Origin of the sequence: Streptomyces sp. NPDC006365, from assembly GCF_042870755.1 — a bacterium.
Classification (GTDB): domain Bacteria; phylum Actinomycetota; class Actinomycetes; order Streptomycetales; family Streptomycetaceae; genus Streptomyces; species Streptomyces xiangluensis.
In genome coordinates, this window is sequence record NZ_JBIAHS010000001.1 from 381,924 (window position 1) to 394,657 (window position 12,734).

Consider the following 12,734-nt stretch of genomic DNA (forward strand, 5'->3'; position numbering starts at 1 on the left):
GGCTTGAAGACCACACGCAGGCGACACATGACACTGGCCCTGGCGGTCCTGCTCCTCACGGCAGCTGTCGGCTGCCAGGAGCAGGAGCAGGAGCAGGAGCAGGAGCAGGAGCAGGCGCGGGAGCAGGTGCGGCCCGCGCGGTCCGGGGATCCCGCGCCGCACGCCGCGAACGCCCGTTTCACGCTCGTCGCCTCCGGCGACGTCCTGCCGCACAGCTCGGTCATCCGCCAGGCGAACGCGGACGCGGGCGGCAGCGGCTACGACTTCCGTCCCATGCTCGCGGGCATGCAACCCGTTGTGGCCCGGGCCGATCTGGCAATCTGCCACATGGAGACGGTGTACGGCGCGAACGGCGACTATTCCGGCTACCCCCTTTTCAAGTCGCCGCCCGAGGTGGCCGCGGGCCTGGCCGCCACCGGCTACGACGCCTGTTCGACCGCCTCGAACCACACCCTCGACGCCGGCGCCGCGGGCATCCACCGCACGCTCGACGCACTCGACCGGGCGGGCGTACGGCACGCCGGATCCGCCCGCACCGCCGCCGAGGCGAGCACGCCCACCCTCCTGCGGGCGGGCCCCGCGAAGGTCGCCCACCTCGCGTACACGTACGGCACGAACGGCATCCCGCTGCCCGAGGCCAGGCCCTGGGCGGTGAACCTGATCGACCGCGACAGAATCCTCGCGGACGCCCGCGCCGCCCGGAAGGCGGGCGCCGACGTCGTGGTCCTCTCCGTGCACTGGGGCACCGAATGGCAGGACGCGCCCGACGCACAGCAGCTGAGGCTGAGCAGGCAGCTCACCGAAGCCCGCACGGACGGCCGCCCCGCCATCGATCTGATCCTCGGCACCCACGCCCATGTCCCGCAGGCGTACGAGAAGGTCAACGGCACCTGGGTCGTCTACGGCATGGGCGACCAGATCGCCGGATCGATGGTCAACCACAGCGGCGCCCACGACCCCCGCGGCAACGAGAGCACCATCGGCCGCTTCACCTTCGCCCCGCCCGCCGAACCCGGCGGACGGTGGAAGGTCGAGAAGGCCGAGTTCGTACCGCAGTGGTTCGACGTCGGCTCCCATCGTGTCGTGAACCTGAACGAGGCGCCGGACCAGAGCGCCGTGCGCGACCGGATCCGCCAGGTCGTCCTCAGCCGGGGCGCGGCCGAGGACGGGCTCGTCATGGGGAAGTAGTCCCCGCGTCATGGGGAGGTGGGCCCAGTCGTCTCCGAATTCGCCGCCGCTTCCGCCTTGGCCAGCTCCGAGCGCCGGGTACGAGTACGCGAAGGAGAAGACGAGGCCCACCAGGAACCACACGGCGAACCGCGCCCACGTCTGCCACTGCAGGAACGTGATCAGCCAGATCGAGAAGACGATGCCGACCGCGGGCACGAACGGCATCCACGGCGTACGGAAGGTGCGCGGCAGGTCGGGCCGCTTGTAGCGCAGCACGATCACCGCGACGCACACGACGACGAACGCCAACAGGATTCCGATATTGGTCAGTTCGGCCGCCTCGCCGATCGGCAGGAACCCGGCGATGACGGCCGAGGCGACGCCCGCGATCCAGGTCACCCGTGTCGGCACATGCCGCGTCGGATGCGTCTTCGCGAACCACTTGGGCAGCAGCCCGTCGCGGGACATCGAGAACCAGACACGGGTGACACCCAGCATGAACGTGAACATCACGGTGAGAATGCCGATGATCGCGCCGACCGCGATGACGTTCGCGAGCCCGCCCAGGCCCACCGACTGGAACGCCGTCGAGAAGCCGCTCTCCTTGTCGATGTCCGGGTAGTCCTGCATACCCGTCAGGACAAGACAGGCGAGCACGTACAGCACCATCGAGATGGCGAGGGAGTAGATGATCGCCTTCGGCATATGGCGCTGAGCGTCCTTCGACTCCTCGGCGACCGTCGACATGGCGTCGTACCCGAAGGCCGCGAAGAAGACGGCCGCCGCGCCCGTGAACGCCCCGCCGACCCCGTACGGGAAGAACGGGTTGTAGTTCGCCGTGTCGATGTGGAAGACGCCGACGCCGATCACCAGGAGCACCACCGCGACCTTCAGGACGACGACGACCATCTCGAACCGGGCCGCGTTCTTGATGCCCAGGTTCAGCAGATACGCGATGAGCAGGCACAGCACCGCCGCGAACAGGTCGACTTTGTGCCCGTCGCCAGCCGATGAACCAGCCGCGAACTCGCCGAGCACCGCATAGCCGTACGTGTAGGCCGAGCCCGCCTTCGGGATGAGGCCCGCGAACTCGGCGTACGACAGCGCCGCCGCGGCACTCGCGACGCCCGCGATGAGGAACGACACGAGGACCGCGGGCGGATCATGATGAACCGGTCGCAGCTGGGGCGGAAGAGCTGGCCGCGGGTTACGGCACAACCGTCACAGGCCATCGCCCGGCCTTCACGAGGCGGACGGCCACCGAGCCGATGAAGCGATGCCCCGACTGCTCGGACGCTCCCACCACGACGGCGTCCGCCTTGAGTTGGTCCGCCGCGGCCACGAGACCGCTGTATGCGTCGCCGCGAAAAGTGTGGAACTCCCAGCGGACCTGGAATATGTCCTTGACCTGCTCGGTCGCCTCGTGCATGTCCCGGACGAGCCCCCGGGCGATCTCGTCGGTCGTATCGGCGACCGGAGCCCCGGCCGCGGTGCCCGCCGCCAGCACCGGCTGGACGTACACGACGGCGAGCAGCGCCCGCTGCCGCCGGGCCAGACCGGCGGCGTAGGCCACGGCGCGCAATGAGGAGTCGGAGCCATCCACGCCGGCCACGATGACCTTCGGCCCGTCCGTGCCGCGCTCGAACTCCTGTGAGTGCCCTGGTGAGTGCTGTTCCGTCACGGCGCCGAGGTTATCGGAGTGCCCAGGTCCCGCCCCGCTCGGGGAACCGGGCCGAGTGCGCGTGCTGACTGTGTGTGAGAGGCGCTAACGTTTGCGCTCGTGTGCCGTTGCAGAGGTGGTTCCAACGGGTGTTTTTGTGCGGCCGTACAGGTGTCGGTGTGCGGTTCAGGGCGCCGACCGGGCGACTGATTAGTCATGAATAAGGATCAAATGCTTTCCCGGCGCAAGGCGTTGCTCGTCGGTGGCGCCGCCGTCCTGGGGGCTGCGGGAGCGGCCGGTACGGTACGCCTTCTCGCCGCCGGTCCGGCCCCGCCGCCGGGCGAGCCTCCCGCGAATCCCGCCGCGGGCGCCCCGCAGGCCGGCGCCCTGCGGCCCTCTGCCTATCGGCTCCAGCCCATCGCCGGATACGGCCCCCTGCGCAGCGCACCGGGGCGCACCCTCGTACGGCGCGAACCCTTCCTGCGTATCGCCGGGCGGGGCCCCACCATGGTGCTGACCTTCGACGACGGCCCTGACCCCCGCTACACCCCCCAAGTCCTGCGCACCCTCAAGGACCACGACGTCCGCGCGATGTTCTTCGTGTGCGGCTCGATGGTCGTCGAGCACAAGGACATGCTCCGGAAGATGGCAGACGAGGGACACATCGTCGGCAATCACACCTGGTCCCACCCGCTGCTGACCGGGCTGGGCCGGTCCGCGATCCGCTCCGAGATGGAACGCACCAGCGAGATCATCGAGAAGACGTACGGGGAACGGCCCGGCTGGTTCCGCGCACCGTACGGGGCCTGGAACCGGGCGGTCTTCGAGTTCGGCGCCGAACTCGGCATGGAGCCGCTCGCCTGGACCGTCGACACCCTCGACTGGAAGGAACCCGGTGCGCGCACCATCGAGCGCCGGGTCATGAAGGGCGCGGCCCCGGGCGTCGTGGTCCTCGCGCACGACGCGGGCGGCGACCGTTCGCAGAGCATCCGGGCGCTGCGCGACTATCTGCCGCGACTGCTGGACTCGGGCTATCACCTCACCGTGCCCCGTCGGCAGTTCACGTAGACCGGCTCACGTGGACCGATGAGAATCCGCGGATTCAGACGAGAATCCGCGGATGCGACAGGAGAGCCGACGGAATTCCACGGGCTTTCACCCGCTCCGTCGGAAACGCTCAGTGAGCCTCTACCAGGCGGGCGAACACGACGACGTTCCCGTCGTAGCCGTTCTGCTGGGAGAAACCGCCTCCACAGGTGATGACGCGCAATTCGGGAGTTCCGGTGTCTCCGTAGACGCGGTCGCCGGGGAAGTTGTTCTTGTCGAACACCTCGATGCCGTAGATCTCGAACACGGCGAGTTTCCCGTCCTTGCGTGTGACCTCCACGCGATGTCCCTGTTTCAGGGCCCCGAGACCGTAGAAGACGGCGGGTCCCTGCTCGTTGTCCACATGGCCGACCATGACGGCCGTGCCCTTTTCGCCGGGGGAGACCGCGCCGGTGAACCAGCCCGCGAGATTCGGGTCCTCGGGAGGGGGCGCGTCCACCCAGCCCTCCACGTCGAGCCCTACCGGCATGACCGGGGCGTCGACCTGGATGGCAGGGATGCTGATGCGGTCGACCACGGAGAATGGCAGGGGAGCCGGCCCGTTCGAGCGGGTGATTCCGGGGGGACGGCTCTTTGCGGCCGCCGCCGTCGCGGGCTGCGGCGGGCCCACGTCGAATTCTCCCGAGCCATTTCGAATGAGCGCGAGACCGGTCAGCAGAACAAGTGCCAGCACGCCCCAGGGAGCGCGCTTCCTCTGCCGCTCCTCCTCTTCGGCCAGCTCGGACGCAGACATTCGCAAACCCCTCTCGACGCGGCCGTCGCCGCGTCACTCGCGCATACGAGAACGCTAAGTCCAAGATTCCCGGCAGGCGACGGGAGACGCGCGAACGGGTGGCCGCGTCGAAGCCGGTGCGCCATCCGAGTCTGAGCGGTCCGGAAATTTCTGACGGTCCGTGACCTGCGGCAATATCCGATTGTGGTCCTTATCCGCGGCGTTCCTCTCACCAGGACGGACCATTCTCGAAATGCGGCCCTCCGCAAGCCATCTGAGGGTTCGTCTGGGAGGCGTTTTCTCGCCGATTCGACCCGGGGACGGTTCCCGGGGCGCCTTCCGCGGAGGATCACATGCGTACCACTCGTGCCCTGGCGGTCTCTGCGACAGCCCTCGCCACCCTCGGGCTCGCCGCCCCCACGGCCGCGGCCCGGGACGGCTTCAGCTCCAGCCCGAGCAACATCGTCGCCACGCCCAGCGTCATCGCCCGGGGCGGGCAGCTGACGGTCACCGTCGACGGCTGCCCGCGGGGCGGCACCATGACGTCGCCCGCGTTCCCGCGGACGCCTCTTGAGCCGATCAAGAATCACCACGACAGGGGGCACGACGACATGTCCAGGGGGAGCGAGACGGCCAGGGGGGTCGCGACCATCAACCAGACGGCCGCCCCGGGCACCTACGACATCACCGTCAACTGCGTCGGCACGGGCACCCTCACCAAGCCTCAGGCCTTCACCGTCATCGGCGGCGTCCGCGGTGGTCTCGGCGGCAGCAGCTCCAGTGGTGCCACGCCGACCGACATGGCGATCGGCGGCGGCCTGCTGGGCCTCGCGCTCGTCGGCGGAGCGGTGTTCTGGATGCGCCGCCGCTCCGAGAACAAGGCCTGAGATAACAAGGCCCGACGCAGTACACACCTTCCAGCTCTTCGCCCCGGACCGCTCGGTCCGGGGCGAAGAGCTGGAAGGTGAACGGCAGTTGTGCTCGGGTCAGTTGTCCTCGCCGGCGGTGCGGCGGTGTGACCAGTGGTACGCCGCGCCCACCGAGCCCATGACGAGTGCGAGCCCCAGTCCGATGTCGCCCGGGTCGAAACCGGCGATGGTGCCGCCGGCACCGGCCTTGACGCCCTTCTGGGCGTGCATGTTGGACTGGCCATGGCCCGACTGCCGTCCGGCCTCGATGGTCAGATCCTTGTTGCCGTACTCCTTCTCGCACTGGAAGGTCACCTGCACGGTGCCGGGCTCGGCTTTCCAGCCGACGGTGGCCGTGGCCGAGTGCTGGCCCTTGGGGATCACCACAGGATCGAAGGCACTCGAGAACACCTTGACCTCGGTCGCGCAGCCCCAGACGTTCAGCGTGACGTCGTCGCCCGCGGCGACGGTCGTAGGTGAGACATCGAAACCGAACGAGTTGCTCCCGCGTTCGCCGCCCGTCGCGGCGACGGCCGCCGGTGCGGCCAGGGCCAGGGCGCCGGCGCCCAGCAGTGCGGCCGAAGCGACACATATCGCGCGCATGGTGAATCCTCCGGGTCCCGAGGAGCAGCCGCGGACCTTTTCCGCTTGCGCCGTACATGCACCTCGATGGTCGAAACGCTAAAAAGGTCCGCCCGCATGCGCGATCGCAGTGGCCCGAATGGGGCACCGGCCGCCGCCGCGACGGCGACAGAACGGCGAGAACAAGCCATTCCGGCGATGGCTGGCTACGCGCGAGTCACATACGGCGCAAGCTGCGCAGCCATCACTCAAAGAATCTTGTGAGCCGGTTGAACGCTCTCCCTGTTCTCACCCGTACCTAGGGCCATACGCGGCGCAGTGGTGCGCCGCAACATCTGAGTGATTAGCGGGGAGTTACCCAAATGAAGACCTCCTGGCGGAGCGCCTCCCTCGTAGCGGCCGCTGCGGCCCTGGCGCTGACGACTGCGTGCGGCTCGGACACCCCCCAGTCCACGGGAAGCCAGAACGTGGGGGCGGCGCCCGCCGCCAACGGGGTTGGCAATGACTACGGGGCGGGTACGAGCACGCCCACTCCCGGTGCGGGACAGGCCGGCGCCGGTGCGCAGGCGCAGACCGCCGGCAAGCTCGCCATATCGAAGAACAAGGCTCTCGGCGAAATGGTCACGGACGGCGCCGGTATGACGCTCTACCGCTTCGACAAGGACACCGCCTCACCGCCGAAGTCGAACTGTGACGGCGACTGCGCCACGGCATGGCCCCCGGTCCCGGCCTCGGGGGCCACCGCTCCGGCGGGCATGGACAAGACGCTGCTCGGTGAGGTCACCCGTGCCGATGGCACGAAGCAACTGACCATCGACGGCTGGCCGATGTACCGGTACGCGAAGGACACCAAGGCCGGTGACACCAAGGGCCAGGGTGTGCAGGGTACTTGGTACGCGTCGGCGCCCAACGGCAAGAAGGCGGCGGCGGACGCCGCGGAGGCCGGAGCCGGTGATGACGCCGGGGCGGAGGCCGCCGGTCTGCCCGGCCTTTCGACCCGACAGGACCCCAAGCTGGGTGAGGTCGTCGTCGACAAGAACGGTATGACGGTCTACCGCTTCGAGAAGGACGTCCAGTGGCCGATGAAGTCGAACTGTGTCGGTGAGTGCCTCGAGAAGTGGCCGGTAGTCGAGCCGGTCGACGCCGCCGACACCAAGGGCATCGACACCGAGGTCGACGGCCGGCGCGGCTACGTCATCAACAAGCGTGCGGACGGACTCAAGCAGCAGAGCATCGACTGCTGGCCGATGTACACCTTCGCGGGCGACAAGAAGCCCGGCGACACCAACGGCCAGGGCGTGGGCGGCACTTGGTACGCCATGGCCCCCGATGGCAGCGCGATCAAGAAGTAGACGTCACCGCACACCACAGACCACGCAGCACACAATCCACAGCAGGCAGGACAACGAAGGGAGGAGTCACCAGGAACAGACGACTGACACGCCGCAAGGAACCGAGCAACCGCTCAACCCCCGGTCCACCCCCTCCGCACCGCACGGAGGGGGTTGGCCGTTTTTCACCGCTCTCAGGGCTTCGGAGCGATTTCGTACGACTGCAATTCCGCATGTGCCCCGGGCAGTGACCGGGAACGGATGGTCAATTTCCGTTTCCACTCGCCCCGTTGGCAGGCGATCAGTAGCCTCAGCTCGAACACCGGATCGCCTACGCCTTGGAGAGATAGATGGAGCGTCCCGCCTGGGCCCCACGTGGCATCGATATCTCGGTGCCGAGCGTGAGCCGCATCTACGACTACTACCTGGGCGGATCGCACAACTTCGACGTCGACCGGGAAGCGGCCCGCAAGGCGATGGAGTTCATGCCGGGCCTTCCGAAGATCATGAAGGCAAACCGCGCTTTCCTGCGCCGGGCCGTCCGTTTCGCGGCGGACGAAGGCATCACCCAGTTCCTGGACATCGGCTCAGGCATCCCCACCTTCGGCAATGTCCACGAGGTCGCCCAGAGCGCCAGCCCCGGAGCGCGCGTCCTGTACGTCGACAACGACCCGGTCGCCGTCGCCCACAGCGAGGCCGTCCTGGAGGGCAACGAGGACACGGACGTCGTAGCCGCCGATCTGCGCAAGCCCCAGGAGATCCTGACCAGTTCTCAGTTTCAGCGCCTGATCGACCAGAATCGGCCAGTAGCGCTCCTCCTCGTTGCCATACTTCACTTCGTGGAGGACGAGGACGGCCCGTACGAGGCGGTGGCACAGCTGCGCGACGCGCTTGCGCCGGGCAGCCTGCTCGTCGTCACGCACGCCTCCTATGAGGGCATCCCGCTTCCCCCAGAGCGGGCCGAAGGTGCGGTCGACGTCTACAAGAACATTCGCAATCCGCTGATCATGCGCTCGCGCGACGAGATCGCGCGGTTCTTCGAGGGGTACGACATGATGGAACCCGGACTGGTGCCGATGCCGGAATGGCGGCCCGACACGGCACTCGAGGACGAGGATCCGTATTCCTATTCCGGGTTCGCCGGCGTGGGGCGCACGGCGTGACCGCGGAGCCGGACGGGCCGGAAGACAGACTCCGCAGATTCGCGACGATCTGGAGCCGGGCGGTCTTCCCGCACACGGCGACATCGCTGACCCGCCCCGAGCTGGAGCGGGAACTGCTGCCGCTCGCCCGGCGGTTGAGTGAGGCGCTGCGGGCCAGGACGTTCGACGCGGCCGAGGGCAGGGGGGTCGGCGCCGCGCTGATCGACGCCCACTGCACAGAGCCGGAGGCGCTCAGCCGCGCACTCGACTGCGTGGACGCCTATCTGGTGCTCTACTGCGGCGGGGACGGATCACACGAGGACCTGCGCAGCCGTTCGGCGCGGTTGCAGCATGCCATGGCCGCCGGGTTCGCCGAGGCACTGCGGGAGCGGACGCTGGCCGAACAGGAAGCCATCGCGCGAGCGGCCCTTCAGGCTCAGGGCGTGGTCGCTCAGGCGCTGCACGCGACCGAGGCGCGACTCCGCGCGGTGTTCGAGGGCGCGGCCATAGGAATCGGCATCGCGGACCTCGACGGCAACATCCTGCAGGTGAACAAGGCCCTGTTGCGGATGTTCGGCGGCACCGAGGAATCGATGCGCGGCCGTAACGTGGTCGACTGGACGCACCCCGACGATGCTCCTCAAGTCTGGCACCTGTACGAGGAGTTGGTGCGCGGTGAGCGTGAGCACTACCACGTGGAGAAGGCCTTCTACCGACCTGACGGAACGGTTCTGTGGACCAATCTGACGGTCTCCCTGCTGCGTGACGCCGACGGCCGGCCCCAGTACCAGCTCGCCCTCATGGAGGACACCACCGAACGCCGGCTGCTCAATCTGCGGCTGCGGTACGAGGCGACCCATGACGCCCTCACCGGACTGCCCAACCGCACCCTGTTCTTCGAGCGGCTCGAAAAGGCGCTCTCCGCGGGTGAGGGCATGCGCTTCGGGCTCTGCTATCTCGACATCGACGGCTTCAAGACCATCAACGACAGCCTCGGGCACGCCGCCGGTGACCGGCTGCTCGTCGAGGTCGCCGACCGGCTGCAGTCCTGCGCGACCGCGCCCGGAGAGATGGTCGCCCGGCTCGGCGGCGACGAGTTCGTGGCGCTGACCACCGGGCCCGACACCGAGACAGAGGTCGACGCGCTCGCCGACCGCATCATGAACGCCCTCGTCACCCCGGTCCGTATCGACGGCCGGGAACTGACCGTCCGCGGCAGTATCGGCATCGTCGAGGGCCCGGCCGGCGAACGCGGCCCTGCGGAGGTGCTGCGCAGCGCCGACATCACGATGTACCGCGCCAAGTCGGCGGGCGGCAATCGCTACGAGCTCGCGGACCCCGAGGCCGACGCCCGCGCCATCACCCGCCACGGACTGACCACGGCACTGCCCGCGGCCCTGGACCGCGGCGAGTTCTTCATCGAGTACCAGCCGCTCGTGCACCTGGGCGACGACAGCGTACGAGGCGCCGAGGCCCTCGTCCGCTGGCTGCACCCCCAGCACGGCGTGCTCGGCCCCGACCGGTTCATCCCGCTCGCCGAGCACACCGGCCTCATCGTCCCGCTCGGCCGCTGGGTGCTGGAGCAGTCGGTCCGCCAGGCCCGCGACTGGCAGGAACGTCACGGTGAACAGGCGGGCCCGTTCCGTATCAACGTGAACCTCTCGCCCTGCCAGCTGACCCACCCCGGCCTGGTCGCGGACACGGTCGACATCCTGGAGCGCGCCGGCCTCGAACCGGCCTCCCTCTGCCTGGAGGTCACCGAGTCCGCCCTGATCGGCGCCGACGACGACCTCCTCAAGCCACTGCGCCGTCTGGCCGAGATGGGCGTGGACATCGCCCTCGACGACTTCGGCACCGGCTACTCCAACCTCGCCAACCTGCGCCGCCTCCCGGTCAGCATCCTCAAACTGGACCGCTCCTTCACCCAGAGCATGCAGCAGTTCCCGGCGGACCCGGTCGACCTGAAGATCGTCGACGGAATCGTCTCCCTGGCCCACAGCCTCGACCTCAAGGTCACGGTGGAGGGCGTGGAAACAGGCGCCCAGGCGGAACAACTGAAGGTCCTGGGCTGCGACACGGCACAGGGCTGGTACTACGCCCGCCCCGGCCCACCGGACAGACTCCACGAGCTGGCGTTGGTGGACGCGACGGGCTGACGCATACAGCGGAGCGTAGGTCGCCGTTGGGGCGGCCTCCTGGGCACCACGGCGGACGGCCCCTTCCGCGGCTTCGGCGACTGCAGCGCCCCGGCGGGGGCGCGTGGCTGTGTCAGTTTGCGGCTCCGCCGCGATGGGGTCCCCCTGCTCATCGGGGTCCCCCCGCTCGAGCGGAGCCGAGAGTGGGGGAGAAGCCGAGAGTGGAGGGGCGACCAGCCACGACGGACCCGCAGTCCCCAACGTCGCTTCCAGTAATACGGCGCTCCCGGAGACAGCACCTTCAGCGAAGGGGTTACCGCTCGAGCAGCATCCGCTGAAATTCCCGAGCCGCCCGCGGCGGAGCCACATCGCTCCGGTGTGCCAGCGCGATCCTCCGATGCAACCCCGGCTGCGCCAACGGAGTCACCCGCAACCCCCGCCCCGCCCGAACAGCCACCATCCGCGGCACCACAGCCACCCCGAGTCCCGCGGCCACAAACCCCAGCACCGCATCCATCTCCCCACCCTCCACCGCAAAGTCCGGCTCGAACCCAGCGGAGCGACACGCGGCGACGGTCAGTTCCCGCAGGTCGTACCCGTGCCGGAACATGACCAGCCGCTCACCCTCCAGGTCCGGAATCCGGACCGTACGACCCCGGCCCGGTGCGGGTGCGTCCGGGGACGACACCACCACCAGGTCCTCCCGCAGCACCTCGACCGTGGTCAGCGCGGGTGATGGCGAAGGCAGAGGCAGCACCACGAGGGCGAGATCGAGCGCCCCGCGAGCGAGCTCCCGTACGAGATCATGCGAGCCTCCCTCTTCGATCAACAGCCGGATGCCCGGATACCGGTCGTGGAAGGCGCGCAGCACGTCGGGCAGCAGCCCCGTGCACACGCTCGGAGTCGCACCGAGACGAATCCGCCCGCTGCGCAGCTGTACCAGTTCCCCCACCTCGTGCCGAGCCGTCTCCGCGTCGGCCAGGATGCGGCGGGCCAGCGGCAGCAGTGCCTCGCCCGCGTCCGTGAGTGTGATGTTGCCGCGTGCGCGCAGGAACAGATCCGCCCCCAACTCCCGTTCCAGCGCCTTGATCTGCTGCGAGAGGGACGGCTGCGCGACATGGACGAGGTCCGCGGCCCGGGTGAAGTGCCGAGTCTCGGCGACCGCCACAAAGTACTGGAGCTGTTGGAACTGCATCCCACCAACATAGGTTCTGACTATTGAAACCAGCCATTCCATGTCTTGGACCGATCGGGACCTCCGGCCCTAGCGTGCGTGTCATGGCGCTGCTAACGCGGACGGACCGAAAACCGTCCATGACCCGCACGATGTGGGACTCCTCCGTCGGCAAGAAGACGGTCATGGCCGTGAGCGGTCTGATCATGCTGGCGTACCTGGTCGTCCATATGCTGGGCAACCTGAAGATCTTCTTCGGATCCGACGAGTTCAATGAGTACGCGCACGCCCTGCGCACCCTCGGCGAGCCCTTCCTGCACTACGAATGGGCGCTGTGGATCATCCGCGTCGTCCTGGTCGCAGCCGTCGTCGCGCACGCCGTCTCCGCGTACCAGCTGAGCCGCCGCGACATCAAGGCGCGGCCCACCAAGTACGTGCACAAGAAGCCGCGTGCCAGTTACGCGACACGGACGATGCGCTGGGGCGGGATCATCCTCGGGCTGTTCATCGTCTGGCACATCCTCGACCTGACGACCGGCACCGTGCACCCAGGCGGCTTCGAGGCCGGACACCCGTACCAGAACGTGATCGACACCTTCTCCACCTGGTACGGCAACGTCGTCTATCTCGTCGCGGTGCTCGCTCTCGGCCTGCACATCCGGCACGGCTTCTGGAGCGCGGCGCAGACCCTCGGGGTCGGCAGCCGCTCCCGCGACCGTGCCTTCAAGACCATCGCCAACGTGCTCGCTCTGGTACTGACGGTGGGCTTCGTCTCCGTGCCCGTGGGCGTGATGACCGGAGTGGTGAGCTGAC

At 68.5% G+C, this 12,734-nt stretch carries 11 protein-coding genes and 1 pseudogene; 7 read left to right on the forward strand and 5 right to left on the reverse strand.

What is annotated here, in order from left to right; genetic code table 11:
• Nucleotides 1-27: 27 nt before the first annotated feature.
• The gene (locus ACFYO0_RS01765) at nucleotides 28-1,188 is read left to right on the forward strand and encodes a CapA family protein (RefSeq protein WP_388668964.1); all 1,161 of its coding nucleotides are present in this window, start codon (nucleotides 28-30) and stop codon (nucleotides 1,186-1,188) included.
• Between the two features lie 8 nt (nucleotides 1,189-1,196).
• Here the strand turns inward: ACFYO0_RS01765 and ACFYO0_RS01770 are convergent.
• Both ACFYO0_RS01770 and ACFYO0_RS01775 read right to left on the reverse strand, forming a co-directional pair.
• A pseudogene (locus tag ACFYO0_RS01770) lies at nucleotides 1,197-2,328 on the reverse strand (APC family permease); the annotation flags it as partial.
• A 49-nt stretch (nucleotides 2,329-2,377) separates the two neighbouring features.
• Nucleotides 2,378-2,851 (reverse strand): universal stress protein, encoded by a 474-nt coding sequence (locus tag ACFYO0_RS01775; protein ID WP_388668967.1) that lies wholly within the window; start codon nucleotides 2,849-2,851, stop codon nucleotides 2,378-2,380.
• Nucleotides 2,852-3,046: 195 nt separating this feature from the next.
• Here ACFYO0_RS01775 and ACFYO0_RS01780 point away from each other — a divergent pair, with 195 nt between their 5' ends.
• A complete protein-coding gene (locus ACFYO0_RS01780; protein WP_388668970.1) occupies nucleotides 3,047-3,898 on the forward strand; it encodes a polysaccharide deacetylase family protein in 852 nt (283 codons plus the stop codon).
• Nucleotides 3,899-4,007: 109 nt separating this feature from the next.
• Here the strand turns inward: ACFYO0_RS01780 and ACFYO0_RS01785 are convergent, their stop codons facing one another.
• Nucleotides 4,008-4,670, reverse strand: a complete 663-nt coding sequence (locus ACFYO0_RS01785) for a class F sortase (RefSeq protein WP_388668973.1) — start codon at nucleotides 4,668-4,670, stop codon at nucleotides 4,008-4,010.
• 332 nt (nucleotides 4,671-5,002) lie between these two features.
• Here ACFYO0_RS01785 and ACFYO0_RS01790 point away from each other — a divergent pair, with 332 nt between their 5' ends.
• The gene (locus ACFYO0_RS01790; RefSeq protein WP_388668976.1) at nucleotides 5,003-5,536 is read left to right on the forward strand and encodes a hypothetical protein; all 534 of its coding nucleotides are present in this window, start codon (nucleotides 5,003-5,005) and stop codon (nucleotides 5,534-5,536) included.
• Nucleotides 5,537-5,635: 99 nt separating this feature from the next.
• On the opposite strand, the gene ACFYO0_RS01795 is transcribed toward ACFYO0_RS01790, so the two are convergent.
• Nucleotides 5,636-6,160 carry a hypothetical protein gene (locus ACFYO0_RS01795; RefSeq protein WP_388668979.1) on the reverse strand — a complete coding sequence of 175 codons (525 nt, stop codon included), beginning with the start codon at nucleotides 6,158-6,160 and terminating at the stop codon, nucleotides 5,636-5,638.
• A gap of 341 nt (nucleotides 6,161-6,501) precedes the next feature.
• On the opposite strand from ACFYO0_RS01795, the gene ACFYO0_RS01800 reads away from it, so the two are divergent.
• From ACFYO0_RS01800 to ACFYO0_RS01810, 3 genes are all read left to right on the forward strand, one after another.
• Complete coding sequence (locus ACFYO0_RS01800) at nucleotides 6,502-7,491, forward strand: SCO0930 family lipoprotein (protein WP_388668982.1); 990 nt, start codon at nucleotides 6,502-6,504, stop codon at nucleotides 7,489-7,491.
• Between the two features lie 329 nt (nucleotides 7,492-7,820).
• Nucleotides 7,821-8,633 carry an SAM-dependent methyltransferase gene (locus ACFYO0_RS01805; protein ID WP_388668985.1) on the forward strand — a complete coding sequence of 271 codons (813 nt, stop codon included), beginning with the start codon at nucleotides 7,821-7,823 and terminating at the stop codon, nucleotides 8,631-8,633.
• The gene (locus tag ACFYO0_RS01810; protein ID WP_388668988.1) at nucleotides 8,630-10,768 is read left to right on the forward strand and encodes a putative bifunctional diguanylate cyclase/phosphodiesterase; all 2,139 of its coding nucleotides are present in this window, start codon (nucleotides 8,630-8,632) and stop codon (nucleotides 10,766-10,768) included. Before ACFYO0_RS01805 ends, ACFYO0_RS01810 begins: the two co-directional genes overlap by 4 nt.
• A gap of 292 nt (nucleotides 10,769-11,060) precedes the next feature.
• Here the strand turns inward: ACFYO0_RS01810 and ACFYO0_RS01815 are convergent, their stop codons facing one another.
• On the reverse strand, nucleotides 11,061-11,942 hold the full coding sequence (locus ACFYO0_RS01815; RefSeq protein WP_388668991.1) for a LysR family transcriptional regulator: 882 nt from the start codon (nucleotides 11,940-11,942) through the stop codon (nucleotides 11,061-11,063).
• Between the two features lie 83 nt (nucleotides 11,943-12,025).
• On the opposite strand from ACFYO0_RS01815, the gene ACFYO0_RS01820 reads away from it, so the two are divergent.
• On the forward strand, nucleotides 12,026-12,733 hold the full coding sequence (locus tag ACFYO0_RS01820) for a succinate dehydrogenase (protein WP_388668994.1): 708 nt from the start codon (nucleotides 12,026-12,028) through the stop codon (nucleotides 12,731-12,733).
• Nucleotide 12,734 lies beyond the last annotated feature (1 nt).

Excerpts from the sequence above, each read along its gene's own strand:
- ACFYO0_RS01820 (WP_388668994.1), top strand. The coding sequence starts at position 12,026 with ATGGCGCTGCTAACGCGGACGGACCGAAAACCGTCCATGACCCGCACG.
- ACFYO0_RS01785 (WP_388668973.1), bottom strand. The coding sequence starts at position 4,670 with ATGTCTGCGTCCGAGCTGGCCGAAGAGGAGGAGCGGCAGAGGAAGCGC.
- ACFYO0_RS01815 (WP_388668991.1), bottom strand. The coding sequence starts at position 11,942 with ATGCAGTTCCAACAGCTCCAGTACTTTGTGGCGGTCGCCGAGACTCGG.
- ACFYO0_RS01795 (WP_388668979.1), bottom strand. The coding sequence starts at position 6,160 with ATGCGCGCGATATGTGTCGCTTCGGCCGCACTGCTGGGCGCCGGCGCC.
- ACFYO0_RS01800 (WP_388668982.1), top strand. The coding sequence starts at position 6,502 with ATGAAGACCTCCTGGCGGAGCGCCTCCCTCGTAGCGGCCGCTGCGGCC.
- ACFYO0_RS01780 (WP_388668970.1), top strand. The coding sequence starts at position 3,047 with ATGAATAAGGATCAAATGCTTTCCCGGCGCAAGGCGTTGCTCGTCGGT.
- ACFYO0_RS01805 (WP_388668985.1), top strand. The coding sequence starts at position 7,821 with ATGGAGCGTCCCGCCTGGGCCCCACGTGGCATCGATATCTCGGTGCCG.
- ACFYO0_RS01790 (WP_388668976.1), top strand. The coding sequence starts at position 5,003 with ATGCGTACCACTCGTGCCCTGGCGGTCTCTGCGACAGCCCTCGCCACC.
- ACFYO0_RS01765 (WP_388668964.1), top strand. The coding sequence starts at position 28 with ATGACACTGGCCCTGGCGGTCCTGCTCCTCACGGCAGCTGTCGGCTGC.